Source organism: Frankia sp. AgB32 (assembly GCF_023243045.1).
Taxonomy (GTDB): Bacteria; Actinomycetota; Actinomycetes; order Frankiales; family Frankiaceae; genus Frankia.
Genome location: NZ_JALKFX010000026.1, coordinates 17,905 through 43,840, shown reverse-complemented (window position 1 = coordinate 43,840; position 25,936 = coordinate 17,905). Strand labels below are relative to the sequence as shown.

Genomic DNA, 25,936 nt, shown 5'->3' with positions numbered 1-25,936 from the left:
TAGCGAAGGAGAGATCGTACCGTCCGGGTGGGGCTCCCTGGCGTGCAGGCGGTGGGGCGGCTGGGATGACCGCGCTGGATCCGAGTAGCGGCGGCCACGGCCCGGTCGCCTTCCGAGCGGACCGGTCCGGCGGTCGGACACTACCGCCGCAGCTCCCGCAGACCAGCAGGGCCAGGGCGGGCGCCGGGGTTGTCGACGGCCCCGGCGCGGCGCGGGCGTAGTGGCGGCTCAGTACTTCGAGCGATGGTGGACGCGGTCCGGTCCAGCGCGGCTCGTCGAGAGCCGCAGGTCGGGGATGTAACGGCGGGCGGTGCCCTCGTGGAGGCCGACGAGGGGGGCGAGGTATTTGGCGAGGGCGTAGTCGGATCTGGGGTCGTCTGGTGGCAGGGCTGCGAGAAGTTCCTGGAGCCTCTCCTTTTTTGTCCCGGATCTGGCCGGCTTCCGAGCTGGTGAGGTGCCGGAGCCGTCGCCGCCCTCATTGGCTGCAGTGCCTGGGGTGGATATCGCGGCCGCTGTGGCGGTGGGCGTGGAGGTGGTCGGCTCGGCGCGTGGCGCGGCCGGAACGCTCGGATGCTCGGTTGCGGTGGTGACGGCGGCGCGGATCTGGGCGGTGAGGAGTTCGTAGGCGCCGATGAGAGCGGCGCTGGGCCAGGCGGCGATGACGCGGGCGGCGAGGTCGGGTTCGGCGTGCATGACGTTGGCGGCGAGGCTGGCGGCGGAGGCGAGGGTGAGCAGCGTGTAGGCGAGCCAGGAGCGCTGTCGGTGGGCGCGGCTGTCGGCGAGCATGGTCATGGACGCGGCGATGATGAGGCCGTCGACGGACAGCGGGATGATCGCGGCGTTGGTGGGGTCCTCGCCGTGGAGCAGCGCGACGGCGCGCATGTGGCGGTAGCTGACGACGGCGGCGATGGCAGCGACGCCGAGGACGGCGACGACCGTGGCGAGATGGATCCAGAGGTCCCCGGTTCGCCATCGGCGCCGGGGCGGGGCAGTCCGCGACGCCGCCGGCGGGTGGGACTGCGGTGCGGTGGGCGTGCCCGCGGCTGTGGTCGCGGGTTCCGGGGTGGTTGAGGCGGCGCCGGCGGCTTCTGTCGGGCTCGCGGACTGTCTGCGGGCCGCATTCGTGGGCGGTGGTCCGGCTGGTTCTGGCTGTGAGGGTCTCGGCGCCGGTGTCGTTGTCGCGGTCGTCTGGGTTGGTGGGGGTGTGAGGGTGCCGATGGTCAGGGGCATGTCGGTCTACCAGGTGGCGTAGTGGCTGAGGTGAAGCGTGCGGCGGCCGGTCCAGGTGAGGTGGCCGGGGGCGATCGTCAGCGCGGTCAGGATGGCGTGTTCTACCTGGAGCGCGAGCTGGTGGAAGGCCGGGTGGTCGCCGTCGCTGTCCATCACGGTGTCGCCGGTCGGGGTGAGGACCGCGAGGAGGCTGGGGCGGATGGCGCCGGTGTCGGTGGTGGAGAGTTCGACGGTGATCCAGGTTGCCTCGGGGTAGGTGAGCGCGGTCGCGTAAGCGGCGTGCTGGAGGTGGGCGCGGGCGAGCCAGGCGGCGGCGCGGTCGCGTTCGCGGCTCGCGTCGGTGAACGACGTCTGGGCTCGGTGGAGTTCGAAGGTGCCGGGATCGGTGGCGATCCCTGGGGCGGGTGGGAGGGCCCAGGGGTCGAAGTCGTCCGGGTCGGGATCGGCCGCCGTCGGCGCGTCCACGGCGATATGACGAGGGTCACTGTCTGGGTCTGTTGTTGCGAGGTGGGAGCGGAGAGCGTCGAGGAGGAGTCGGACGCTGGCCGTGGTGAGGTGGGCGGTGGCGAGGCCGGTCCGCGGGGAGGTGACGCGCAGCAGCATGAGCGGCTCGCTCTGGGGGCCGTCTACCTGCTGATGCACGGTGAGGCTGGTGCCGTCGTCACCAAGGGCGAGGTACGGCTCGAAGTTTCGGGTCATAGTGGCTCCCTCGGGTCGGGCGGTCGGGAGCGGGCTCGGCGGCGTCGGCTCCGATGCCCGCTATCCATAAGTCGGCTCGCACGCGTCGCGACGGTCGACGCACCCGGTGCCGGCGGGAGCCGATGCGACTGCACTGTACGGCCCGCGACCGCCTTGTTTTATGTTTCTCGTGGTTATGGTTGTAGGTGGATTTTTCAAATTCCAGCGCGTGTGGTACCAACGTGTATGAGCAGTACAGGACATAGGAGTTCCACGCCGCGCTGATCATCGCAGGAAAGGTGTGCCCCTGCGGTCGGCGAGGCTCTGTGGCGGCTTGGTGGTCGCCGCGCCTGTGTGTATGAGTGGGTCTTTCGGGGGGATCCGCAGCGGCGGTGGCTGCTGCGTTTGCTTCCGCTGCCGTGGCGGCGGGATCCGTTTTTCCGTGACCGGAATTATTCTTCCGGAGGTTGCGATGTCCGCGAGTCCCTGTCCCCGTCTCGCCCATCCCTTTCCAGTCCTTGTCCTCCTGGTTGCTGTCCTCGGCGCGGCCTGTGGGCATGCGCGCGGTGGTGTGGACGGTGACCCGCGTGTGGAGGCGACAGAGTCAGCGCGTTCGCCGGGGTCCGTCCCGTCGCGACCCGCTCCGTCCGCGGCCACCTCCGGGGAGTCTGTCGACGTGGTTGACAGGGAAATCCACGCGGCCCAGGAAAGGTACTACCAGGCATTCCTCGTTGCGGTGGCAGATCCAGGTGATGAGCGGAGAGTCGACGGGCTGCTGGCCAGCTACACGGCTACCGGCGCGCCGGCCCGCTCTACCCGGGAATGGTTGGGGCTGCTCGCTCAACGCGGCTATGCCGGCCGGGCGGGTGCTGGGAACCGTTACGTCATCGAGAAGATCGACGTGGCCGTCGCTGGTGAGCGGGAGACCGTGGTCGCGACGGTCTGCGGTTATGACGACGGTGTCGTCTTCGATGCCCGTAACCGGGCGCCCGACGGGTCGGAGATCGTTGTTGATGACGTCCCCCGCAGCGACAGGACTCTGTTCACCTGGGTGAAGGGGACGGTGTGGCAGATCGACGCGGCCACCGTCGTGAACACGTGGAAAGGACGAGACGGATGCCCGCCGTCAGAGCACTCCTGATAGCCGGCGCCGCCCTATGCACGTTGGTCCTGTGCACCGATGCGGCCAACGCGGCGACGATGGGCTGGGCGGTGGCGGGCAGCGGCGTCGCTGACGGTGCCGCCAGTGTCGACCAGGGCGCAGGCGCCCTGGTCAGCTCGGTCGAGTCCGCGAAGGCTCATAACGCGGTGCTGTCGGGGTCCGTCGCGGATCCGGTGGTGTGTAGCTGGGAGGTCGGCGTGGCGGCGGCCAGTCGGCTGCCCGCACTTCGACCGGAGTCCGTGGGCCTGATCGACGTGGATCGGATCGAACCGGACGGGAGCAGGTCTCGACTCTACGCACGGGTCTGTGCCGGTCAGGTCGTCAGGTGGCAGTGGCTGCGGGTCTCGGTGGTCACCGACGCGGTTCTGACAGCCGTCGACGAGGTACGTCGCCGCCTGCCGACTCCGCACGGCAGCTTCTCTCCCGCCGCGGCGGCGGTGGTGGTCGGAGTGCCCGTGTGGTTCGCCGTGCCGGGGCAGTGGGCGCCGGTGGTGGCGTCGGCGCGGATCCCGGCCGCGTCGGTGACGGTGACCGCGACCCCCACCGTGCTGCGGTTCGACCCGGGCGACGGCGCGCCGGCCGTGTCCTGCGCGGGACCAGGGCCGGTGTTCGCCGCCGGCATGCCGGCGCCGGCCACGCCGCCGGCCTGCTCCTACACCTATCGGAACGCCTCGACCATCGCCCCCGACGGCCGCGCCTGGCCCGCGACCCTGGCCATCGACTGGGCCGTGACCTGGGCCGCGAGCGACGGCGAACACGACCTGCTCCCCGGGGTGACAACACGGATGACGATTCCCGTCTCCGTGCAGGAGATCGAAGCGGTGGAAAGGGCGAGCCGATGACCAGCCCCGAGCAACCGGCGGATGACGACTGGATGGCCGACGAACCGGACGCGCGCCGGGCAGCGCCGCCGCGCCGTTGGGCCGGCGCGGCGCTCGCGCTGCTGCTCATGGCCATAGGCGCGGCGGGCGCGTTGTGGCTGTCATCGGACGGCGCGCGGCGCGTCAACGTCGTGGCGCTCGCCCGCCCCCTGGCGCGCGGCACGGTCGTGGAGCCGGCGGACCTCGCCGTCGTCGGGGTGGACGCGCAGGGCGGCCCGGTTCGGCTCGTCTCCCCGGCGACGGGGCGCCGCACGCTCGTCGGGCGTCCGGTGCTGCTGGATCTGCCGGCGGGCACGCTGGTGAGCCCGGACATGGTCGGCTCGGTGGCCACACCCGCCGGGGCTGTCTCGATCGGGGTGACGGTCAGCCCGGACGGTCTGCCGTCACCTTCGATCCGGCCCGGCGACCTCGTCAGCGTCGTCGGGCTGGACCCGTCGACGAGCCGGGCTGTGATCCTCACTCGCCAGGTTCAGGTCGCCGGCGTCGGCCCACAGGCAACGTCGGGCCGTCCCGGCGACACCGTCGTCTTCCTCACCCTGCCGGAGCAGAGCGCGGAGGCGGTGGAAACGGCTGCGATGTCCGAGCACGGCGTTCGCCTGCTCGGCGTCGGTACCGGATCGCAGGCTTCCACACAGCACGCCGGGGGCGACGTCAGCGGGAGCCGAACCGGCGCCACGCGCGCTGACCAGGGCGACGACCTCGGTGGTAGCGGGCAGGGCTCCGCTGGCGAAGGGGGTGCCGGGTGATATCGCCACCGGTCGCTACCGGGTCCAGGGGCGACACGCAGGTCGTCGAGGAGCTCGCAACGACGATCAACACCGCGGTCCAGCGCCAGGTCGTGGCGGCACGCCGCGCCGGCCGCCGATTCAGCGCCACGGAACGCGCCGCGCTCGCCGAAGAGTTGCTGGCCCGACAACTGGCCGACGTTCGGTACGGCACCGCCGACCTGCCGCAGCTTGATGCCGCGGCGGAGAACGAGGTGCGGCTGCTCGTCCGGCAGGCCCAGTCGCCGCTGGGCCCACTCGGTCCGTTCCTGCTCGCGGACAGGTTCTCCGACGTCGAGGTCAACGGCGCGGTCAACCTGGTACTGACCGAGCGGGGCAGCGGCGATCGGATCGAGGGCCGCTCGCCGTTCGGCAGTGACGCCCAGGCGTTCGAGTGGGTCGCTGAGCACGCGGCCCTGGCCGGCCGCCGATTCGATGAGGCCAATCCCTCGGTCCGCTTCCGGCTACCGACCGGGGTACGGGTGCACGCGGTGTCGCGGGTCACCCAGCTGACCCACATCGACTGCCGCCTGTTCGCGCCCGGCCTGGACACGCTGGACGGTCTGGCCGACGCGGGCATGTTCACCCCGGACGTCGCCGACCTGCTTGCCGGGACGGCGGCGATGCGGCAGCCCTTCGGCCTGATCATTTCGGGTGGGACGGGCGCCGGGAAGACGACGCTGCTGCGAGCGTGGATCAACGCGACCCCGCAGGAGCAGATCCTTGATCGTGTCGTGACGGTCGAGGACGAGCAGGAGCTGTTCCTGGACCACAACCGGTTTCGCAACCTGGTCGAGTTCGAAGCCCGGGAACGCAACGTCGACGGCCGCGGCGAGTACTCGATGGCCCGCTACCTCGCCGAGAACCTGCGCCGGCAGACCCCGTACCGGGTGCTCCTCGGCGAGCTTCGCCCGGACGGCGGTGTCCTGCCGCTGCTGCTCGCCGTCGGGCAGGGCATCGCGCAGGGGGTGGCCGCGACCATCCACGCACCCAGCGCCGCTGATGTCGTCGCGCGGCTGCGCACCTACGCCGCGTTCGAGGCGCATCCGGTGCCGGAGGCGGCGGCGTTGGAGACCATCGCCGCGACGGTCGACCTGATCGTGCACGTCGCGGCCGTGGCGGGCCGGCGGGTGGTCACCGCCCTGCGTGAGGTGGCCGAGTACCGCGACGGGCGGGTGACGTCGTCGGAGCTGTGGCGTTGGGACCCGCGGTCCCGTCGCGCGGTGCGTACCGACCTGGAGTTCTCTGACCAGCTGGCTGGCAAGCTGCGTGCCGCCGGAGTCGGCGCCTCGGCGCTCGCGGCCCGCCGCAGAACCAGGGCGACGTGATGGGCGGGGGAGCGCGGCTTCTCGCCGGGGCGATGTCCGGGGCGCTGGTCGGGCTGGGCTGCTGGTTACTCGTCACTACCGCGCTGCGACGAGGGAACCTCGCCGTCGGCCGGAGTCGCGGAGGAGCGGGTGCGGACGCGCCACCGGGTGTCCGCTGGGAGCGTCGAGACACCGCGTCGGGATGGCGCGGGCGCATCGGGGACGTCGCCTGGCGGACGGTGGCCGGCGGCGCGGTCGGCGGCCTCGTTCTTGGCATTGCCGTCGGGGTGCCTGCCCTTACGACGGCGGGGATCGCTGGCGGGTGGCTGGTGGGCGGCGTCCGCCGGCAGCCGGGGGCGGACGAGCTGACCGAGTTGGGTGAGGCGGCCGCGACCTGGTGCGAGACGGTGCGCCAGGAACTGGACGCGGGCCAGCCGCTGCGGGCTGCGGTACTGGCCTCCTGCCAGCTGCCGCCACCCGCGCTCGCCGCGCCGATGGCCCGGCTCCGCGGCCGTCTGGAGCGGCAGTCGCTGCCCGTCGCTCTGGCCGGCCTGCGTACCGAGGTGCCGCATCCGCTGGTCGCCACGACCGTCGCCGTGTTGTCCCTGACCTACCGGCGCGGGGCCGGTGATCTGTCCAGGCTGATGGCCGAGCACGTGGAGGTGACCCGTCACCGTGTCGCTGTCCTGCGGGACCTGCACGCCGCCCGGGCCCGCTACCGCCGGTCGATGAGCCTGTTGCTCGGCCTGTTCGCCGTGTCCGTGGTCGGCGTGTTGATGCTGTGGCCGGCGATGGCGGCGCCCTACCGCACGGCTTGGGGGGAAACCGCCGTGGTTCTGATCACGGGGGCTGTGGCGCTGGCGGTGCGGTCCCTGATCCGGATGTCCCGGCCGGGGGCGGTACCCGACCTCTTCAGCGACAGCGACGCAGCATGATCGGCCCGCTCACCGCTGCGGCGGCGCCCGCGCTGTGTGGCGCGACCGCCGGTGGTGGCCTGTGGCTACTCGGCCGGAGCCTGCGCACCGGCAGCGGGGGTGCTGAGCCGCGTGGCGATAGCGGCATCGCTGCGGCGGTGGCGCGCTGGCTGACCCGTGTCGTCGGTCCCACGAAGGCCCGACGGCTACTGCTTGCGGAGGATCTCGCGGTTCTCGGTGTCGACCTGGCCCATCACACAGTCGCCAGGATGATCCGCATTTCGGCCGCGCTGGGCGTCGTGGCGACGATGGCCGTGCTGACAGCGGCGAGCGGACATCCACTGCCGACGTCGGCCCTGCTGCTCGGCTGCGTCGGTGCGCTGCCGGCCGGACTCGGATGGGCGGACCGGCCGCTGCGCCGTCGGGCCGGAGCGCGCCGTCAGGAGGTTCGGCTGGCGGTTGCGGCCTACCTCGATCTGGTGCGGATTCTGCTGATCGGAGGGCTGCCCCTGCACACCGCGCTGCAGACGGCCGCGGACACCGGCCGGGGGTGGGCCTTCACCCAGCTGCGCCTGGCTCTGCGGTGGGCCTGGGCCCGTCAGCTCCCACCCGATGCCGGCCTGGATCGCCTCGCGCGGCAGGTGCCCGTGGCGGAGTTCGCCGAGCTGCGGCTGACGATCAGCACCGCGCTGCGCGGTGCGTCCCCGGTCGGCGCGCTGCGCAGCAAGAGCGCCCACCTGCGGGCCGCGGAAGCGGCGCACGCACGCCTGACGGCCTCGACCGCGGACGCGGCCATGGAGCTCCCAGCCGTCGTGGTCGCCCTGGCGTTCGTCGCGTTCCTCACCATCCCTCTCCTGGTCATCCTGACCGGGATCGACGCCACCCCATGACGGACAGGTGCATCGGCCCCGCGTCCCGGGTGCCGACGAGACGACAGCGAAGGGAGTGACGACGATGCGCCGACTTGGTGTCCTGCTGACCCTGGCACACCTGTGGTGGACAGATCGTCTACAGCGAGGTGCGGAGCGAGGCGATGACCGGGGCGATGCGCTGTCGACCGCGGTCATCGCGGTCGGCCTCGTCCTGGTCGCCGGCATAGTCATCATGATTATCCGAGCGAAGGCGACCGAGGTCGCGAACGAGGTGTGCACCAGCGCCGATCCCACGACCTGCCGGTGATGGCCATGGTTCCCGCCGAGACCGGCGTCGGCGCCACACGTCGGCGGCCCACGGCCGACGCCGGTAGCAGCCCGGTGGAACTCGCCCTTGTGCTGGGCGGCGTCATCACCCTCCTCGTGATCACGCTCGGACTGGGGATGCGATGGCTCGCCGTCCAGGCGGCGGAGGCTTCCGCGCAACGTGCTCTCGAGATCATGCAGAGCCCGGACGGAACCGCCGAGGACGCCGCGGCGGTCGCGGACCAGCTCGCCCGCTCCAGCCGCGCGGTCACGCAGGTGCGGACACGCGCACAGGTGGGGACGCGGATGGTGACGGTGACTGTGACCGTCACCTCCGTCCTCGGCGTGACCGTCACCCGCGCCGCCAGCGGCCCGCGACTGCGCTTCGTCCCCCAACCGGCGGTCGCGTTACCAGACGATGTGATCGCAGCAGGCATGACGGGGCCATCGTGAGTGCCTCGTGGCGAGGCCTGGAACCGATGGCACCGCGTGGCGCTGTCCTCTCGAGACGGGACGAAGGGGCGCATTCCGTCGAGTTCGCGGCCGGCTGGGCGATCTTCCTGGCCGCGGTGGCGATCATCGCGGTGGCCTTCCAGACCCAGCAGGGCCGGGCCGGCGTCCGCAGCGCCGCGCGCGAAGCGGCACGAGCCGCGTCGCTCGCCGCGACGCCCGCCGATGCCGACCTGCAGGCGGACGCGGTCGGACACCGGGAGCTGGCGGGCGCATCCTGCGCGGCGGGCAGCGAGACCATCACTACCGACGTCGGCCGCTTCGCCCCGGGCGGGATCATCACCGTCACCGTGCGATGCCGCCTCCATCCCGTCCTCGGCCCGACTCGCGTCGTCACCGCGAGCAGCGACGAGATCATCGACCGGTACCGCGGCGGGCTGCGGGCACCATGAACCTCCACCGATCCACGTCGCGCCGCGACCAGGGCTCGGTGAGCCTGCTGCTCACCGCGCTGTTCGCCGGCGCGGTCCTGCTCGCGGGCCTGCTTACCGACGCCGGCCGGGTCCTGTACGCGAACGCGGACGCCTCCGATCTCGCCGGGAAGGCAGCGAGGGTCGGTGCACAACAGATCGAGCCGTCCGCGCTGCGGGCCGGCGAACCGATGCTCGACCCGGAGGCCGCCGCGTCGGCGGCTTCGGCCTACCTCGACCACCACCGTGTCAGCGGCACGGTGACCGTCACGGGAGACATCGTGACCGTCACCGTGCGGACCCGCGTCTCCTATGTCCTGCTCGCCGCGTCGGGACGCACCGGCGCGACGGTCGTCCAGACCCGGTCCGCCATCGCGCTGCGCGGCCCGTAAGCCAGCGGAGTACCAGCCATGCCCCAGCTCACCTCAGACCGCCGGCTCTCGCGGCGGTCCCCATCTCCGTCCGGATCGCGACCCGGTGGCCCACCGCCGCCTCGCCGGCATCGGGCACACGCCACAGAGGTAACCCACCGGTCCGGCGCCGAGGCCCTGCGCGGCCTCGGCGCACTGATCGGACTGCTGGCTTTCCTCATCATGGTTCCCGCCTTCCTGGCGACCTGGCGCGGCTACCCGCTGCCCACCACCTGGGAGCCGACCCGTTGGGCCACGCTCGCCAGCCGCGGCTACCTCAACCCCGACGTTCTCCCGGACGCCATCGCCGTGGCGGCCTGGCTGATCTGGGCCTACCTGACCCTCTGCATCCTCGCGGAGGCCGTGGCCCAGCGGCGCCGTGGACGTCACGTCGTGGCCGCCCAGGCGCGTGCCTCGCGCCTGGCCGGCGCACCGGCAGCCGGATGGCGCCCACCCGCGCCGGGCGCGCTGCGGCGCGGCGCGGCGCGCTGGGTGGCGCTCGCCTCCGTTGCCGTCAGCCTGCTCTCCGCCCGCGCCGCGCTCGCCGCGCCGGCCAGGCCAGCCGACCGGCCCTCGACAGCGGCGGGCGCCGCGCCGGCCTCGGCCACGCACCTGGTCCTCCCGCACGAAACGCTCTGGAGTATCACCCGCGGCGCCTATCCGCAGGCCCGACCCGGCGATATTCCCGGCCTGGTCGAGCAGGTGTTCCGCGCCAACGTGGGCGTGACGGATCCTGCCGGCCGACACTTCCATGATCCGAACGTCGTCAACCCCGGACTGTTGCTTCGCCTGCCGGCCAGCCCCACGGCCACGCAGACCGGACCAGCCGCGCCCTTCGTGCCTCCCGGCACGGCGCACCCGACCCCGCCGTCGGCGCCGCGAACGGACCAACCACCGGCCGTCGTGCTACCGACCATGCTGATGTCCGGGCCAGGCGGGCCGCCTCCCAGCAAGGCAGCTCCCACGCCCAGCAGCGTGAGACCGTCCCCCGGCCCCGGCAGCTCGCGCCCAGCGGCACCCTCCTCACATCCGCGGCCATCGCCAACCGGAGTCGCCCGCGCCTATCCGCGCCCGATCGGCACCCGCCCTGCCGATCACCGCGCCTCGCCGATAACCACGCCGGTCTGGGTAGGCGCCGCCGGCCTGCTGACCGCCGCGGTCGCGGCGACGATCGCCGCGCGCCGGCGACGGCGCGACCAGACGGTCGACCGGAACAGCGCGCCACCGAGACCCGACCCCCGCGCCGCCGCGCTGCACACCGCGGTGCTCGCCACGGTTGACCCCACCGGCCTATCCCGCCTCGACGCCGCGCTGCGCACGCTCGCCGCCCAATGGATCACGACCGCGCCGGGCACGAGGCCGCCCGGCCTGGCCGACGGTCCCGAGCCGATGGTTGTTCTCGTCCGCCCGGACGACACCATCGACGTCTACCTGCGCGATCCACAACCCGCTGCCCCCGCGCCGTGGCTGGCCTTCGTCGGTGGCCGCATCTGGGTTCTGCCCGCCACGGCTTCGCTGCCACCGCTTCCCACACTGCCGCCTCCCTGCCCGCTGCTCGTCCAGCTGGGCACCGAACCCGACGGCGCCGAGCTCTACGCCGACCTCGAAGCCCTGGGAAGCCTGACCCTCGACCCCGGGAACACCGGTGGGGACGGGCTACGCGCGCTCGCGCGAGCGTTGCTCGCCACCCTCGCCCTGTCCCCGCTCGCCGCGCGACCGCGCGTCGAGGCGGTTGGTTTCGATCCCTTCGGACTCCTCGACGAGAACCGGGTCGACATCGCCGACGACCTCCCCGACCTCCTCGACCGGATCACTCCCGGCCTGCGCGTTCTGCGTGAAGCCCTCGCCATGACAGGCCAACCGTCCACGTTCGCCGCACGGGCCACGGTTCCCGCCGAGAACTGGGAGCCCACAGCGGCCCTGGTAGTGCCGCGTCGCCCGATACCCGAGGACGTCGAGGCCCGAGCCGGGCTCGCCAACCTCGTCAGCGGCGGAGGCCAGGGACTCGCCGTCGTCACCGCGGTAGCAGGTGGCCCGGCGACCGGGGCGCAGGCCACCTGGCGGCTTGTCTTCGAGGGGACCTCGGGACCCGAAGCCGAGCCGATGTGGCGCCTCGACCCGCTGGGCCTGCACATCCGCCCACTCCAGCTGGCAGCCGACGAACTCCGCGACCTCGGTCTCCTCCTCGACGACGCGGACCAGGCGCCGGACGCCGTGCCGCCACCGCCCGCCGCCTCCGAGCCCGAGCCCTACACCGGCCCCGACTGGCAGGTGATGATCGGCCTGCTGGGCCCCCTCACGGTCGTCGGCCGCGACGGCCGCCGTCCACCCGCCGAGCTCGCCCGCGAACGCACCTTCGAGGTGCTGGCCTGGCTCGCCACACACCGCGGCCGGACCCGCACCGACCTGGAGGCCGCGATCTGGCCCACCGGCGCGCAGGCCCGCTCGATCAACAACCAGCTCGGCCGCGCGCGCGGGATCCTCGCCTCCCTCGCCGGCGAACAGGCCCGACAGTGGCTCCCCACCCGCCGCACCACCATCACCCTTCATACCGCCGTCGTGACCGACCTCGACCTGCTCCACGCCCTCATCGCGCACGCGGAAGCCCAGCGGAATCACCCCGCGGTAGCCATCGCCGCGCTCACCGCCGGACTCGACCTCGTCCGGGGTACTCCCGCCCGCCAGCCCTGGCTCGACGCTGAACTCGGCTCCCAGCTCACCACCACCGTCATCCGCGCCGCGCTGCTGCTCGCCGATCACCAACTCGGCCGCGGCGACACCGGCGCGGTCCTTGACGCCACCCGTCGTGGCCTCGGGGTCCTCCCCGCACATCCCGGCCTGTTCGCCCGCCGGATGCGCGCCTACGCACAGGCCGGCGACCGCAGCGCGATCCGCGCCGAGTACCACGCCTACCTACGCGCCGAGCGAGCCGATCCTCTGTGGGATGGCGAGACCGATCGCGATCTCGAAGAGCTGCACCACTCTCTGCTGAGGCAGCCGCTGCCTCCCACTCCGAGCGGCACCGGGGCCTGGCCCGGGCAGGAGGCGCACTAACGCCGGAGCTGCCGCCGGAACAGTTCGGCGTGCAGCGGCGACCTGTTTTCCCCCTCTCGGCGGCTTCCGATTCGGGGGAGCCAGTTCACACATCCGGAGTGCGAAGAATCCCGTACTCCCGGAGGTGTCCATGATCAAAGGCTCTGGCCGGTCCGGGCTTCGTGCGCGTGCGTGCCGCGGCGAAGGGCCCGCACGCCGGCGGTGGCGGTGCGGCGTGGCCATTCTCGTCCTGGTGACCGGGGCGTTCATCGGCGTCGGCGGACCGGCGTTCGCGGCGGTGGAGCCCGCTCGACCGGTCGGACTGCTGCTCGCCGCGAAGCAGCCGGCGTTGGTGCTTGCGGACTCTCCGGCGCCCCCGCAGCCGATTGACGTGACGCCAGACTGGCACGACATGCCGGCGAAAGACCGCATTATGGATCTGCTCGACACGTTGTCGCGGATCGCTGAAGTATGCTGCGTCGCGGTCGCCATCATCGGGGGCGCAGCCCTCGGTGTCGGCCGCGTGTCAGGGTCGGCTCCGCAGGCTAATCGCGGAATGGGGATGCTGCTGGGTGGCGGCGCTGGCGCCATCGTCATCGTGTATGCCCCGGATCTTATTGCCTGGCTGGCCAAATAGTCATTGATTATCGCTCTGCGGTCGACCGTGCGATCTTCGGCTCCTGAGTGCGATATGGGACGTCCACACAATGATCCTGAACTATCTGCGCCAGGCCCCGTCGGCGGTCGCCAACGGTGCCATCAAGCTGGTGATCGGCTGGTTTGTCGACTCGCTGGGAGATCAGACGAAGGCGCTGGCGGGGGACTTCGGCTCGACGACGACCCGGCCGGAGGTGAGCGCGACATTCTTCATCGGAAAAGGGGGCGCCTACCAGACGGTGGCCTCGCTGTCCTGCCTGCTGCTGGCTGGAGCGACCGCCATCGGAGTGGCGGCGGCGATGCTCTCGGGAGAGCCGGGCAGGGCGCTCGCGCGACTGGTACGAGACCTCCCCCTGGCTGTGCTCGCGATCCTCGTCTTTCCGTGGTCTGTTGATCGACTGCTCTCCCTGACGGATGTCATCGCTGAAGCCATACTCCCGAGCGACGGCGGGGACAAGATACTGGCGATCATCTCCCCGTCGCCGGCATCGGATATAACCGGCCTTCTGGTGAACGTGATGGTGTTTCTGGCGGTAGTAATAATCTTCCTTGAGCTGGTTGTGCGTAACGTGCTCACGTTGATCGTGACCGCGTTGGCGCCATTGTCGTTCGCCGGGATGACGATGCCCCCGGCGCGCCAGGCCGCAGGGCAGATGGTGAAGATGACGGTGGCGATCGCGTTCGCCAAGCCCGCCATCTTCGTTGCGCTGCGGGTCGGCGCGGACCTTATCGCCGCCGATGGCGATCGATCTACGCCTGGTGGATGGGGCCGGTATTTGACCGGCCTGGCCGTGCTCGGGGTGGCCGTGTTCATGCCCTTCGTGGTGTGGCGGCTGATCCCGGTGACCGAGGCATATCTGGCGGCGCAGGGGGTGTCGCGCGCACCGTTCCGGGCGGCGATGCAGGTGGCGCAGACCGCGTACTGGGCTCAGGCATTCGCCGGTCGGGGAGGACTCAGCGCAGGGCGAGGTGGCCGGCTCGGTAGAGACCCGGGCAGCGGGCCCGGAGGCAGCGGTCCGTCTGGAGATGGGCCCGGTGACTCCGGCCCGCGGGGGTCGGGCAGACAGGGCCCACCGCGGAGCCTGCCTGATCCCGGACGGGGAGGGCGCCCACCGCGTGGCGGTCCACAGCGTCCGGGCCAGGGACCCGCGGGTGGTGGTCCCGGCGACAACGGCGATCAGGGACCCGGCGGGGCAGCTCCCGCGCGTCGGGGGCCGATCGATGGCGGGGGCGGAACGGCCGGCGGCGGTATGGCTGGGCGGTCCGGTTCGCGGCGGACTCCACCGGACGACGGCGCTACCAGCGGCCACCGGTCAGCGGGCACCGGCCCGGCCGGACCGCAGGGACCGCCAGGACCACGCGGGTCATCGGGTTTGCCCGGTGCGTCGAGCCCGCCCGGCCCGCCGAGATCGTCGGATCCGCCCGGTTCACCTGGTGCGCCGGGATCGGCCAGGCCGCCGGCACAGCCGGGGTCGCAGGGCGCCTCTCGGCCGCCGGGTTCGTCGCGTTCAAGGGAGGCGACGGCGCCCGCGGTGCCGCCAACCAGTGGGAAACCAGCCGCTTCGCAGCCCGTTTCCTTGGGCAGCGAGGACGGCGCGTCGCGACGCGGCGTGCCTGGGGCGCCGCCAGGTTGGCGGCGGCGGCCGGCTGCCCGTCCGCCCAGGCCAGGCGGCGTCGGGACGCCACGTGATGATCGGAGTGGACCATGAGCGAACCGAACTACTATCTGGTGCCGCGGCGGGCCGGGACGGCGCTGTTCGGCGCGAGCGTCCCGCAGGTCGTTCTCGTCGCCATCGGGGCCGGCGGGCTCGCGATGCTGCCGACGCTGCTCGGCGGCAGCATGGGCGTGATCCTCGGCGTCGGGATTCTCGTCGGCTGTCTCCTGCTGGCGTTCACCAGAGCCGGTGGCGCTCCGCTGGTGCATGCGCTGCCAGCGGTGATCGGCTACCTGTTTCGCGCACGCGTCGACCGAGTGCGACGACGTCCGCAATCCAGCGATGGGGCGGGGGAAGATCGGTGCACGAGTCGGGCGGCGGGCCGGGTGGAGGTGCCTGGCCTTTCTCGGTCGGTGGAGTTGCTCGCGTCGCCGGCGGCATGCCGTGTCCCGACCAGAAGCGGGGAGCCAGCGGGTCTCGTCTGGGATGGATCCGGTAGGACGATCACCGCTGTCCTCGACGTGCGGGGCGGGCCGTTCGGCCTGCTCGACGGCGCCGGACGGGACCGGAGGGTCGTGGAATGGTCCCGGGTGCTCAGCCAGTTCGCCCGGGAGGCCCCAGTCGCCCAGCTGGGATGGACCGTCCGCTCTGGTCTCGGAGCCTCGCTGGACCCTCCGGCCGAGCCCACGTCCCGACCGGCTTCGGCGGCGGCGGAGGTGTTGGCGTATCAGAACGTGCTCGCCGAGGCCCGGCCGCTCCTGACCTGCCACGAACTGCGGCTGTGGCTGACCGTCCGCCCGACCCGCGCGAGTCGCCAGGCCGATGCCCGGCACACCGCGCTGGCCGCTCTGGAGATGCTGGCCGAGCGGTGCACCGCGGCGGGCCTGCACGTCGCTGCCGTCCTGACCGCCGAGGAGCTCACCGACACCGTGCTCGACCACGCCGATCCGCTGGGGCACACAGGCCTTGGCCCGGCTGCGGCTGATCTCTCCTCGTATCCGGGGCTGGTGGCCCGCGCCCACCTGCCCGACACAGACGCCGCGCGGCGCCCGCGTCGGGTGCCGGCGGACGGGCTCGACGTCCACACCTCCTGGGACGCGATGCGGATCGGCGCGACCTGGCACCGGGTCTTCTGGGTCGCTGGCTGGCCGAGCGGCGGGTTGCGTCCCGGCTGGCTCGATCCGCTGCTGCACGAGGTGCCGTGCGTGCGCACCCTCGCTGTTGCGATGCGCCCGGTGCCGTGGCGGGCGTCGCGCCGGCGCATCAACTCCGACAGCGTGTCCATCGACACCGCCGTGCACCTGCGGGACCGGCACGCCTTCCGCGTCCCCGTCGGCCTGCACCAGGCGCACGACGACGTGGACCGCCGGGACGCCGAGCTCACCGCCGGCTATCCGGAGTACGCCTACCTCGGACTCCTCGACATCGCCGCGCCCGGCCGTGGCGAACTCGACGGCGCCTGCGCCGCGATCGTTGACCTGGCCGCCCGCTGCGGCATCGTCGACGTCCGCCCGCTGCACGGCCGACACCACCAGGCATGGCCGGCGACCCTGCCCTTCGGGCTGGTGCCCCGGCAGTCCGTGATGGGGGCACCCTGATGCCAGACCAGACGGCCGGCCGCGACCCAGGCCGCCGCCGACGCCATGAACGGAGAGGACGGTCTGGCGCGCGGCTGGCGCTGCCATGGAACACGGCCACGACCGCGCACCTGGGCGTCGTGAACCCCTGGTCGATCGAAGCCGGCCTCGGCGAGCACGGCGTTCTGCTGGGCGCCAACCGGCTCGCGGGCGGCCCCTTCACCTTCGACCTCGTCGACGCCTACGAGGCCGGCCTCATCCAGGGCCCGAACATGGTCGTCTCCGGTGCCGGTGCCTACGGCAAGTCCGCGATCGTCAAGTCCTACGTCCACCGCGCCGCCGCACACGCCGCGCTGACCGGGCGGCGCCGTTTCACCGCTGTCATCGACCCCAAGGGCGAATGGACCCTGCTCGGCGAACGGCTCGGCTTCGCCACCCTGCGCCTACGCCCCGGTGGGGGCCTGCGCGTGAACCCGCTCGACACCGGACCGGGTATCCCGCACACCTCAGCACGGACTGGCCTCGATGACGTGGCTGCCCGTCGCGCCGCGGTGCTCACGGCGCTGATCGCCATCGCCCTCGACCAGGCCAGCCTGCCGATCAGCGAGCGACGGCTGCTGTCGGCCGTCGCCTGTCACCTCTCCACCGCACAGGGGCCGGCTCCCACCCTCGTCGACGTTCGGCGCCTGCTCGCCGCGCCCAGCCAGGACCTCGCCGCCGACCTCGACACCACCCACGCCGAGCTCCTCGACCGGCGCCGCCCGCTGCTCGACGCCTGCGCGACCCTGCTCGAGCAGGACCTGCGCGGCATCTGCGACGGCCCGACCACCCCCGGCCTGTGGGATCACGCCCCCGGCCTCATCCTCGACCTGTCCGCGCTGCTGACCCACCGCCGTGCGCTGCGCCTGGTCCTCACCGCCACCGCCAGCTGGCTGCAAGCCGTCATGTACGGGCAGAACAACCAGCACACGATCATGATTCTCGACGAGGCCTGGATCGCCCTCGACGACCTCGCCATCGTCCGATTCCTCCAGGACCAGTGGAGACTCGGCCGCCAGTGGGGCGCCGCGAACATCCTCATCACCCACGCCGTCGCCGACCTGCGATCCCAGACGGACACCGGCAGCGCCACCGCCCACATCGCCGAAGGCCTGCTCAACACCACCTCCGTCCGGGTCTTCCTCCACCAGAACCCCGAACAGGTCGGCCACCTCCTCACCGACCTGGGCCTCACCGCCACCGAAGCCGCCATCCTCGGCGACCTCCCACCCTTCACCGCCCTGTGGCACGTCGGTCCTCACCCCGCCCTCGTCGACCACCTCATCACCGACGACGACTGGACCCTCGCCGACACCGACACCGCCATGCGCGCAGGTACCCGCCGGAGCCGTCCGAGCGAGCCGGACGGTTCGTAGGGGACCGGCTGGCGTCATTGGTCGATACGCCTTCCCGGGCTGGACCGGCCGATGCGTCGCCCGGGGTGGCGTTGGGGGTGGCGTTCTCGCTTTACCCGCTGTCGCCCGGTGAACCGGGTGCAGTGGGATCATTACCGGCGGTGCCACAGGGAGGATCATCGTGTCCAATGCCCCGGCCGACCCCGACCCCGGCCCCGAGCAGGCTCCCGACGCCAACTGGGACTCCGCCTCGCCGGCGCCGGACTCTCACGCCGGCGCTGGTCCGGAGTCGGCCGTCGCCAGATGGTTCCGCGGACCCATCGTGAGGCGATCATCAGGGGCGTCGTAGCTGGGTGGCGAGGGCGGTTTCGCTTCGGCGTGCTGCTTTCATCAGCGTGTCCAGGTCGTCGGTGGCCAGGGGTGTTCCGAGGCCGGCCTGGCGGACGATGTTGTGCATCTGGGACCGGTAGGCGTCGCTGAGGGCTGGGCAGGGCAGGGCGGTGAGGAGCTCCCGGGCGAGGTAGGCATCGTGGCTGGCCTGCCCGAGGAGGTGCTCCTTGGCGAAGCTGGTTACGCACGCGGTCTGGTGGCTGTCGCGGGCGATGCCGGCGGCTGCTGCGACCAGGCGGAGGTGGAAGGTTGCGCGGCCGGGGTCGGGGTTGAGGGCGATCACGCTGTTGGTCATGGCGGCGATGTCGTCGTTGTTGGCGTCGCCGGCCAGGGTGCGGGTGACGACTCGTAGGTATGCGGCGACGGCACGTTCCCAGTCGGTGGGGGTGTCGCTCTCGTCGAGCATCCCGGCCGCTTCCGCTGATCGGCCGGCAGTGGCGTGATCGAGGATGGCGATCTGGCGGCCGTCGAGGAGACGCTGGCCGATGCCGTGGTGGCGTTGGGCGTGGTGGTGGGCGTCGGCCCAGCGACCGGTCTGGCAGAGCGCGCGCAGGCCGCTGGAGAGCAGGACGGTCCACAGCCACTGCACGATGGAGGTCTGCTCCTCGCCGTCGGCGATGAGGGTGTCGAACCGGACGGTGTGACCGTCGATGAGGAGGTCGCCACGTTCGCGGGCCGCGTGGAGAATCTCTTCGTGGAGGCGGTAGGCGGTGGTGCCGTCGCTGTCGCGGGCGTGGAGGCGGGCGAGGTTGATCAGGGGCTGGAGGGCGAGTTTCGCGGTGCGGTGGTCGTAGGGGCCGGGTCCGGTGGCGAACTGGTAGATCTGGCGCCAGCAGAGATCACGGGCGAGGCGGGGCATGTCGCAGTCACTCGCGATGAGAGCGGCGAGGTTGAGGGCCTCGGCCGCGTGAAGGAGCGCGGCGTCGTCGTGTTCGCGTGCGAGAGTCGCTTTGTGGCGCAGCCGGTCGAGGCGGTCGGCGAGGCTGCCGCAGGTTGGCTTCGGTCTGGGCAGTAGCGGAAACCGCTGCGGGAGGGTCCGGAGGATGGCATCTCGGTCGCCGCCGTTCATCAGGCGAGTGGGGCCGTGTTCGCGGAGCCGGGCCTGGGGGCGGGAAGATCCGCCGGTGCTGCCGGTTCTGGTAGTGGGCCAGGTGGTGGTCACGGCGCTCACCAGTTGATCGTGAACAGTGTGTGGGGGCGCCGGAGGTGTGTGCCGCTGCTGGTGACCGGTGCCGGGTCGGCAGCGTGGTGCGCGGTGATCGTGGGCTGGGCGGGGCGGTGCTGGGCCCAGGTGTCGAGGAGATCGGCGAGGTGGGCGGCGAGCTTGTCGCTGTCCGGTCCGTGGGCGGTGATGCCGAGTTCCAGGGCGTCGTCGGTGGGTTCGCGGGCGGTGAGGTAGACGAGGGCGGCCTCGTCGTGGAGTGCGGCGCCGCCCCAACGCAGCGCGGGGTCGGCGATGCCGCTGGTGCGGGCGGCGGTGCTGACGGACAGACGGCCGAACTGGCGGTCGGTGGTCGTGGCGAGCCACAGGTCGAGGTGCTCGGCGGGTTCGTCGTGGCGGACGCGGATCCCGGTCCACCGTGGCTGCGAGGGGTGATGCAGCGCTGCCGCGAGCGCGGCGTGGTCGGACGACTCGGCTATGTCGATCTTAAGGATGACGTCGTCGGCGAGGCGGACGTGCCCGGCGGTGCTCTCAGCACTGCCGCGCATCGGGACGAAGCCGCAGACGACCGCTGAGGTGCTGGTCATCCGGCCGGGCGCGTCGTGGTCGAATGCGAGGGCGCGGGTGAGGCCGCTGCCGTGCAGGCGCAGGGGGACGACGGCTCGGCCGCCGACGCGCAGTTGGTCCCACCAGGCAGGGGCCAGGTCGGTGGCCTCGGCGGTGACGATCAGCCGGTCGTAGGGGGCGCACTGCGCGTGTCCGAGGGCGCCGTCGCCACAGACGACGTGTACTCGGTAGCCGGTATCCCGCAGGTGGTCGGCTGCGCTGGCGGCGAGGTCGTCGTCGAGTTCGATGCTGACGACGTCGCCGGCCTGGCCGACGAGTTCGGCGAGGAGCGCGGCGTTGATGCCGGTCGCGGTGCCGATCTCCAGCACGGCGTGGCCGGGCTGCGGGGCGAGTTGTTCGAGCATCGTGGCGACGAGCGTCGGACTGGACGCGGACGACAGGGAGGTGCCGTCGGCGGCGCGTCGGGTCACGATCGGGTTGCGGCCGTAGGCGGTGTCGAGGTCGATGCCGGGGAGGAACCGGTGGCGCGGCACCGTGCGGAAGGCGGCTTCGATCTGAGGTGTGCGGAACGTTCCCCAGCCGGCGATGTAGTCGGTGAGGGCGTCACGCAGCTGCGCGGCCCGCTGCTCCCGGTCGGCGGCGGCGTCGTCCGGGTCGTGGTGGTCATTCGAGGCTGAGTTGTTGGCCTGGGACGTGGGCTTGCTGACGGGGGTCCCTGTAGTGGGGCTGGTGTCCGGCAACCCGAAGATGGCCGTGCTGGCGGCGGTGGCGAGTGCGTACAGGTCGGTGGCGCCGACGCCATGCCGGTTGAACAGGAACAGCAGGTGATGGACGAGGACGCCGCGCAGGCCGCGGGTCAGGGTTCCGGCCGCGGCGAGCGCGGCCAGGTTTCGGCCGGCGTGTTCGAAGGCGTCGACCCAGGCCGGGTCCGCGTGCAGGGGACTCTGCGGGGCGTCGGCGCTGGCGGTGATCAATGTGTGGACGGCGAGGAGGGCTCGTGGTTCCGGTGCCGCCGGCGGCGTCACCGGCGTGCGGTGGGTGGCGAGCTGGTGCCAGCAGTCGCCCTGCTCGTAGGTGTCGAGGCCGGCAGCGCGCAGGAATCGGGCGGCAAGCACGACGGGCAGTTCGCGGCGCAGGTGCGGGCCGGCCTGGGCAAGGTGTTCGAGCAGGCGTCGGCTGTCGACGCTGAACAGCTCGTGGGCGATCTCCATGCCGGCTGGGCCGCCGAAGGCCTGGGTCTCCGGCTCGTAGCGGACCTGCGTCCACGAGCCGATCGCCTCCTCACGCAGGAGGGTGCTGGCCATCTGGTCGATCACCTGCTCGTGGGCGGGTCGAATCCGTACCCGCCAGGTGTCACCCTTGCGGACGAACCACCAGGCCTCGACGGCGCCGGCGTGGCCGGCGTCGACGAGCAGCGGGCGCAGATGCGCCGTGGCCATCCGTTCGGCTGCGCGCCAGTCGGCGCATGCGAGGTTGAGCTGGCACCAGCCTTCGCTGGCCAGGGACATGGTCATGTCGGGTGTCCTGTCGTCGGTTGGGTCAGTTGAGGAGCAGGCAGGAGGGCCAGGGCGGGGGTCCGGTCGTGGTCGGCGCGGCGAGGAGTTCGGCGACGAGGGCGGCTCCGGCCAGGCCGTTGATGAGTCCCCGTGCCGGCCGTCCGGACGGCGGGTCGGGGTTGACCGCGTGGTCGAGAAACGCGCGGGTGAGGCCAGGCAGCGTCGCAGCGGGGCCGGACGTGGTGGCATCAGCGGCGACGAACCAGGCGGTGAGGGCCACGCCCGCCCAGCCATGGCAGACGCTCAGGTCGGTGAGCCGAGTGAGTTGGTGCGGGTCGGTGAGGCAGGCGGTGAGGGCGTGTTCCGCGGCGGCCTGCCAATTGCGGTCGCCGCGGACGATCGCCGCGAGTTGCTGGGCGCGGGCAAGTCCGGGGGTGCCGTAGCACCAAGAGGGTCTGGCCGGTCCGGGCTGGGTAGGTTGGCCGGACCGTAGGTCCGCGACGGTGATGCGCTCGGGCCACCACGGCCCGGCGGGCGCGGGCTGGCGCCAGGTGTCGAGCCAGTCGCTGATCCGGTCGATCGCGTCGACCTGCCCGGGAACGTCGATACCGGCGCGCAGCGCGAGCGCGAGGAGCGCGAGCGGGCCGGCGATGCCGTGGGCCATCCCGAGATTCGCGTGGCCGCCGAGATCGGCCGGGTTGCCGGGAGGCGGATCGGCGGCCCACCAGCCGGGGGCGTCGGGGCTGGCGGCGTCGTGCGCGGGCAGTGGCCGGGTGAGCGCGACCAGGTAACGCAGGACGTCGCGGAGCAGCGGCCTGTCCGGGGCAGCGCGCAGCAGGTAAGCGCCGAGTCCGGTCAGGCCGCGGACAACGTCGAACTCGCTGAGCGGAGGCCGCGCAGCCGCGAGCATGCGTGCCCAGGCGGCGTCCAGGCGTGCCCGGGTGAGAGCGGCGACGGTTCGATCCAGCGTTGCGCGCGCATCCGGGTATCGCTGCGGCGAAGCGATGGTGACGGCGAAGGCGATGGCCGGAGCGCCGAACCACAGCCCGGCGCCGTGGCCGATGCTGAGGCCGCCAGCGGTCGCGTGGCGCAGCCACCGGTGGACGGACTCCTCGCGCCGGGCGGTGGACGGGCGCAGCGCGTGGAGAAGCGCGATGCCGGGCGCACCCTTCGACAGGGACTGGTGGTGCCACCGGGCACTTGCCGGGGCGCAGTCCTCGTCGGTGGCAGAGGGCGGCGGGTCGGCGAGGTCGACGGCGATGCTGGCGGCGAGCGCACGCGCGCGGTCAACGTCGCCGACGCCGAGGCACGGCCCGCTGTGGGCGGTGGTTGGCAGCGTCATCGCTGTGCTCCGGCGGCGTGGGCGAGGGCGATCGCGCGGGCGAGGCGATGTGTGCGGTCCTCTTCCGCTGGGCCGGGACCGTGAACCCGGTTGTGGTGCAGGTGGAGAAGCGATCCCAGCACTGCGTCCGGAGTCGGGCCGGCCTGCCCGTCACGGAGAAGCCGGGCATAGGCGCCGGCCGCGTCGCGGCGCGCGCGCCAGGCCGACGCGACCGCTGTGGACGCGGCCGCGAGCGGCATGGAGTCAGCGGGGGGCTTGATCTCCGCATAGGTGGCTGCGAGGCGGAGTGCCTGAAGCCGGCTCTCGCGGTCCACCGGGACGGCCCCGGTGTCGCCGCGGTGTTCGACCAGCCAGGCCAGTCCGGCGGCCCGGCTGCCCAGGACGGTGATGGTGAGGTCGACCAGGCTTGCCGCGGTCAGCGCCTGCTGATCAATGCCTTTCACTGTGGCGACGGCGGTCAGCTCGGCGAGTGCGGCGGCCGAGTCGGTGGCGAAGAGCTCCTCGGCGGCGGCCAGGGCAGCTCCCCGGCCGTAGCGCGCCGGCTCCGGCCGGTAGGTGTCCAGGGTGAGGGTGTCGGCGAGGCCGTCGCGGCGCAGTCCGGTGACCCACGCGCCGGCGTGGGCGGCGGCGCGTCCATAGTCGGCGGCGCGCAGCCTCATGCGCAGGTGCGGTACCGGGTCGCGGTAGCGGACGAACCACCAGCAGGGCGCGGTGTCCCAGTCCGCCAGCAGCGCCGGGAGGTGGTCGATCAGGATGCTGGTGAATCCGTCCGGGTCGCCGTACACCTTCGCGTACAGCGTTCCCGCGCCGGGCAGGACGTCGTCGCCCGGGTCAAGCAGCGGCAGTGTCCCGGGCCAGGCCAGGACTGGGGGAGCGGGTGCAGGTGTCGCGGTGCTTGCTACCGGGATCAGGACCTCATTAGCGCGGCCCGCGCACCAGCCGAGGTCATCCTCGGACGGCGCCTCGGTCAGCGTCACCATCGACTCCGCCAGGAGCGCTTTCGGCGCGGAGCGGCGGAGATGGTCGCGGAGCAGGTCGACGTGCATCGGGTCGTCCAGCCGCAGCCGAAGCTGCCGGTCGGCGACACCGACGGCGATCCGTTCGGGTAGCCGCAGCCGCTCCCGTAGCCGGCCCACTGCCGCCAGCCAGGTCGACAGCGGCGCGTCCGCGCCGGGAAACGCGCCGCGCGGAACGCGCCAGCGCGCCGGCGCGACGATCGAGCGGCCATAGCGCAGCCTGGGCTGGGAAGGCAGTCCCGCCGCGGCGCCCCAGTCGAACAGCCCCACCGGCGCCGAGGTGGCGCGGGCGACGTCGACCAGCAGCCGAGCCATCGGCGGCACGACGTGCCGCGCGGCGGCGCACACCAGCGTCGGCTCGACCACCCGCCGCCGCGACAGCGACACCACGTACATCCGGTCCAGATCCGCGGTGACCGCCAGATCGGGCAGGTCGAGGTCGCCTGCGCCGGGAGTCCGGTGTTCGCCGAGGCTGATAACCGCGGGCAGTACCGGCGCGACGGCGAGGACGTTGCGCGCCCGCGTGCGGCGCGGCGGAAACGACACCTGCGCCGCGAACGCGCCGTCCACCGCGACCGGCAGCGCCGCATACGACTCGACGAGCCGTTCTTGGTCGGCGCGTGGCAGCACGGAGAGGAACCGGCCGCTGGTCGCGATCGCCGACTGGCCGATCCCCGTCACCGACAGCCGGAAGTCCCTGGCGTCCAGCGCTGCCGCCGAGGCCGCGAGGACCTCGACACACACGTCCAGATGCGGCGCGCTGCGCGGAAGCCCGACCCCACGGTCGGTGGCCGGGGCGGACGTGAGTCGGCCGATCGTGTCCTCGTCCAGCAGGACTTCGTCGACGCCGTCCAGCGCGGCCTGCTGAGCCAGCGCCAGCAGCACCTCGTCTCGGCGGCCGACCGGCATCCGCTGCCGGCCTCGTGGATCGCGATCGTCACGGGGATACCCCAGACCGCGTGTTCTGGACACGAGCTGGACCACGGGCACGACTGCCCCTGGCCCGAAACGCGCCAGGAACCGCTGGTGATACTCCCGCAGCGTCGGCGGCCCCTCCGGGTGGGCGCTGAGCCGCACCAGCACGCTCGCCGCCGATGCTGCCTCCGCCGCAACGGCGGCCGGCAGCGAGACGCCGGTCGAAAGCCGCAGGTCCACCGCCAGTGGCGACGGGCCCTCGCAGTTCGCCAGCGTGCGCATCCGCGCGGCCAACCTGGCTGCTGGGTCGCCGGTTGCCGACCCAGGCTGGGTGGCCATCGACTCCCGGATTGCCGCCAACTCGCGGACGACCTGCGCGGCCTGGGGCACCTCCACTGCCTTCACCGCCGCCAGCGCGGTGAGCAGATGGTCAAGGCCGTCGACCGCGGTAAGGGGCGGCCGCAGGCTGGTGATCAGCGCTCCTGTCGCGACCAGGCTCGTCACCAGCTCTCGCGCTGCTGGTTCTCCGGCCTGCGGGAACTCGGCGGCAAGCTTGTCGACCAGCACATGGACGGCAACCGGCGAGCGGGCGGCGTCCACCGCGAACCGAACCGGCGCCGTATACCGAAGCGACGCTGTCGCTGTCGCCCTCGCCGTTGTCCCCGACCCTTCGTCCGCGGACGCCGACCGGGCCATGACCAGCCGGCTGCCCCGCACCTCGGCGAGGTTGTCGGCTACGACGGGGAGGCGATCCAGCAGAGCAGGACTGCACTCCAGCTGAGCGATCACGGACGCCAGCCAGTCCGCGTCGGCCCGCACCACAGCCCGATGCCCACCCTCACACTCGTAGGCCAGGCCCTGGGCGCGCGCGCCGAGCCGCAATGGCGCGACGCCAGCGAACAGGCCGAAAGGCGTGGCCCGCCCGTACAGACGGGTGACGTAGCCGGCGAGCGACACCGCTATCCGCCGTAGCCGTTGCGGATCAAGGACTGCGCCGGCCCGCGCGGCGGCGGCCCGGTCGGCCAGCACGGGGCTCGCCACCGTCACCGCGGCGGCAATCTCATCGATCGCCCAGGCCTGGCTGATCCAGCTCTGCCACGCATCTGCGTCGGCGCCGTTCCCGCTGTCCGGCCAGCCTGGGACGGCGCCGGTTTCGACGGCCACGCTGGCGCGCAGCAGCGCGCCGTCGACCGGCCGGTAGCCGGGGTGCCCACGCACCGGATCGTCACCGCCTTCACCTCGAAATCGACAGGAGTGAGGACGCCGCGGCCTGTCCCAGCGCGATGCC

At 72.6% G+C, this 25,936-nt stretch carries 21 protein-coding genes; 14 read left to right on the top strand and 7 right to left on the bottom strand.

What is annotated here, in order from left to right:
• Nucleotides 1-228: 228 nt before the first annotated feature.
• Together MXD60_RS10605 and MXD60_RS10600 are read right to left on the bottom strand one after the other, a co-directional pair.
• The gene (locus MXD60_RS10605) at nucleotides 229-882 is read right to left on the bottom strand and encodes a DUF2637 domain-containing protein (RefSeq protein WP_248818850.1); all 654 of its coding nucleotides are present in this window, start codon (nucleotides 880-882) and stop codon (nucleotides 229-231) included.
• 354 nt (nucleotides 883-1,236) lie between these two features.
• Nucleotides 1,237-1,929, bottom strand: coding sequence for a hypothetical protein (locus MXD60_RS10600; RefSeq protein ID WP_248818849.1), 693 nt, complete (start codon nucleotides 1,927-1,929; stop codon nucleotides 1,237-1,239).
• A 655-nt stretch (nucleotides 1,930-2,584) separates the two neighbouring features.
• On the opposite strand from MXD60_RS10600, the gene MXD60_RS10595 reads away from it, so the two are divergent.
• From MXD60_RS10595 to MXD60_RS10540, 12 genes are all read left to right on the top strand, one after another.
• Nucleotides 2,585-3,049 carry a hypothetical protein gene (locus MXD60_RS10595; protein WP_248818848.1) on the top strand — a complete coding sequence of 155 codons (465 nt, stop codon included), beginning with the start codon at nucleotides 2,585-2,587 and terminating at the stop codon, nucleotides 3,047-3,049.
• Entirely contained in the window at nucleotides 3,025-3,912 is an 888-nt protein-coding gene (locus MXD60_RS10590; protein ID WP_248818847.1) for a hypothetical protein, read from the top strand. Before MXD60_RS10595 ends, MXD60_RS10590 begins: the two co-directional genes overlap by 25 nt.
• Nucleotides 3,909-4,697 (top strand): SAF domain-containing protein, encoded by a 789-nt coding sequence (locus tag MXD60_RS10585; RefSeq protein WP_248818846.1) that lies wholly within the window; start codon nucleotides 3,909-3,911, stop codon nucleotides 4,695-4,697. The genes MXD60_RS10590 and MXD60_RS10585 overlap by 4 nt, the downstream gene beginning before the upstream one ends.
• Nucleotides 4,694-6,043, top strand: coding sequence for a TadA family conjugal transfer-associated ATPase (locus MXD60_RS10580; RefSeq protein ID WP_248818845.1), 1,350 nt, complete (start codon nucleotides 4,694-4,696; stop codon nucleotides 6,041-6,043). The genes MXD60_RS10585 and MXD60_RS10580 overlap by 4 nt, the downstream gene beginning before the upstream one ends.
• Nucleotides 6,043-6,957 (top strand): type II secretion system F family protein, encoded by a 915-nt coding sequence (locus MXD60_RS10575; protein ID WP_248818844.1) that lies wholly within the window; start codon nucleotides 6,043-6,045, stop codon nucleotides 6,955-6,957. The genes MXD60_RS10580 and MXD60_RS10575 overlap by 1 nt, the downstream gene beginning before the upstream one ends.
• Complete coding sequence (locus MXD60_RS10570; RefSeq protein WP_248818843.1) at nucleotides 6,954-7,826, top strand: type II secretion system F family protein; 873 nt, start codon at nucleotides 6,954-6,956, stop codon at nucleotides 7,824-7,826. Before MXD60_RS10575 ends, MXD60_RS10570 begins: the two co-directional genes overlap by 4 nt.
• A 7-nt stretch (nucleotides 7,827-7,833) precedes the next feature.
• Nucleotides 7,834-8,115, top strand: a complete 282-nt coding sequence (locus tag MXD60_RS10565; RefSeq protein ID WP_248818842.1) for a hypothetical protein — start codon at nucleotides 7,834-7,836, stop codon at nucleotides 8,113-8,115.
• Nucleotides 8,115-8,567, top strand: a complete 453-nt coding sequence (locus MXD60_RS10560; protein ID WP_248818841.1) for a hypothetical protein — start codon at nucleotides 8,115-8,117, stop codon at nucleotides 8,565-8,567. Before MXD60_RS10565 ends, MXD60_RS10560 begins: the two co-directional genes overlap by 1 nt.
• Nucleotides 8,564-9,016: a hypothetical protein gene (locus tag MXD60_RS10555; RefSeq protein ID WP_248818840.1), complete on the top strand. Its 453-nt coding sequence runs from the start codon at nucleotides 8,564-8,566 to the stop codon at nucleotides 9,014-9,016. Before MXD60_RS10560 ends, MXD60_RS10555 begins: the two co-directional genes overlap by 4 nt.
• Complete coding sequence (locus MXD60_RS10550; RefSeq protein WP_248818839.1) at nucleotides 9,013-9,426, top strand: hypothetical protein; 414 nt, start codon at nucleotides 9,013-9,015, stop codon at nucleotides 9,424-9,426. The genes MXD60_RS10555 and MXD60_RS10550 overlap by 4 nt, the downstream gene beginning before the upstream one ends.
• Before the next feature lie 201 nt (nucleotides 9,427-9,627).
• Nucleotides 9,628-12,498 (top strand): SARP family transcriptional regulator, encoded by a 2,871-nt coding sequence (locus tag MXD60_RS10545; RefSeq protein ID WP_248818838.1) that lies wholly within the window; start codon nucleotides 9,628-9,630, stop codon nucleotides 12,496-12,498.
• Between the two features lie 214 nt (nucleotides 12,499-12,712).
• Nucleotides 12,713-13,114: a hypothetical protein gene (locus MXD60_RS10540; RefSeq protein WP_248818837.1), complete on the top strand. Its 402-nt coding sequence runs from the start codon at nucleotides 12,713-12,715 to the stop codon at nucleotides 13,112-13,114.
• A 249-nt stretch (nucleotides 13,115-13,363) separates the two neighbouring features.
• On the opposite strand, the gene MXD60_RS10535 is transcribed toward MXD60_RS10540, so the two are convergent.
• Nucleotides 13,364-13,822, bottom strand: a complete 459-nt coding sequence (locus MXD60_RS10535; protein ID WP_248818836.1) for a hypothetical protein — start codon at nucleotides 13,820-13,822, stop codon at nucleotides 13,364-13,366.
• Nucleotides 13,823-14,839: 1,017 nt separating this feature from the next.
• On the opposite strand from MXD60_RS10535, the gene MXD60_RS10530 reads away from it, so the two are divergent.
• Together MXD60_RS10530 and MXD60_RS10525 are read left to right on the top strand one after the other, a co-directional pair.
• Nucleotides 14,840-16,387: an SCO6880 family protein gene (locus tag MXD60_RS10530; protein ID WP_248818835.1), complete on the top strand. Its 1,548-nt coding sequence runs from the start codon at nucleotides 14,840-14,842 to the stop codon at nucleotides 16,385-16,387.
• Entirely contained in the window at nucleotides 16,387-17,781 is a 1,395-nt protein-coding gene (locus tag MXD60_RS10525; RefSeq protein ID WP_248818834.1) for a putative type IV secretion/conjugal transfer ATPase, read from the top strand. The genes MXD60_RS10530 and MXD60_RS10525 overlap by 1 nt, the downstream gene beginning before the upstream one ends.
• A gap of 313 nt (nucleotides 17,782-18,094) precedes the next feature.
• Here MXD60_RS10525 and MXD60_RS10520 read toward each other — a convergent pair whose 3' ends face one another.
• Genes MXD60_RS10520 through MXD60_RS10505 form a run of 4 tightly spaced genes read right to left on the bottom strand, consistent with a single transcriptional unit; the run spans nucleotide 18,095 to nucleotide 25,866 of the window.
• The gene (locus tag MXD60_RS10520) at nucleotides 18,095-19,321 is read right to left on the bottom strand and encodes a hypothetical protein (protein ID WP_248818833.1); all 1,227 of its coding nucleotides are present in this window, start codon (nucleotides 19,319-19,321) and stop codon (nucleotides 18,095-18,097) included.
• Entirely contained in the window at nucleotides 19,318-21,393 is a 2,076-nt protein-coding gene (gene fxlM, locus MXD60_RS10515) for a methyltransferase, FxLD system (protein WP_248818832.1), read from the bottom strand. Before fxlM ends, MXD60_RS10520 begins: the two co-directional genes overlap by 4 nt.
• Nucleotides 21,394-21,418: 25 nt before the next feature.
• On the bottom strand, nucleotides 21,419-22,717 hold the full coding sequence (locus MXD60_RS10510; RefSeq protein ID WP_248818831.1) for a lanthionine synthetase C family protein: 1,299 nt from the start codon (nucleotides 22,715-22,717) through the stop codon (nucleotides 21,419-21,421).
• Nucleotides 22,714-25,866, bottom strand: a complete 3,153-nt coding sequence (locus MXD60_RS10505) for a lantibiotic dehydratase (protein ID WP_248818830.1) — start codon at nucleotides 25,864-25,866, stop codon at nucleotides 22,714-22,716. Before MXD60_RS10505 ends, MXD60_RS10510 begins: the two co-directional genes overlap by 4 nt.
• Nucleotides 25,867-25,936: the final 70 nt, after the last annotated feature.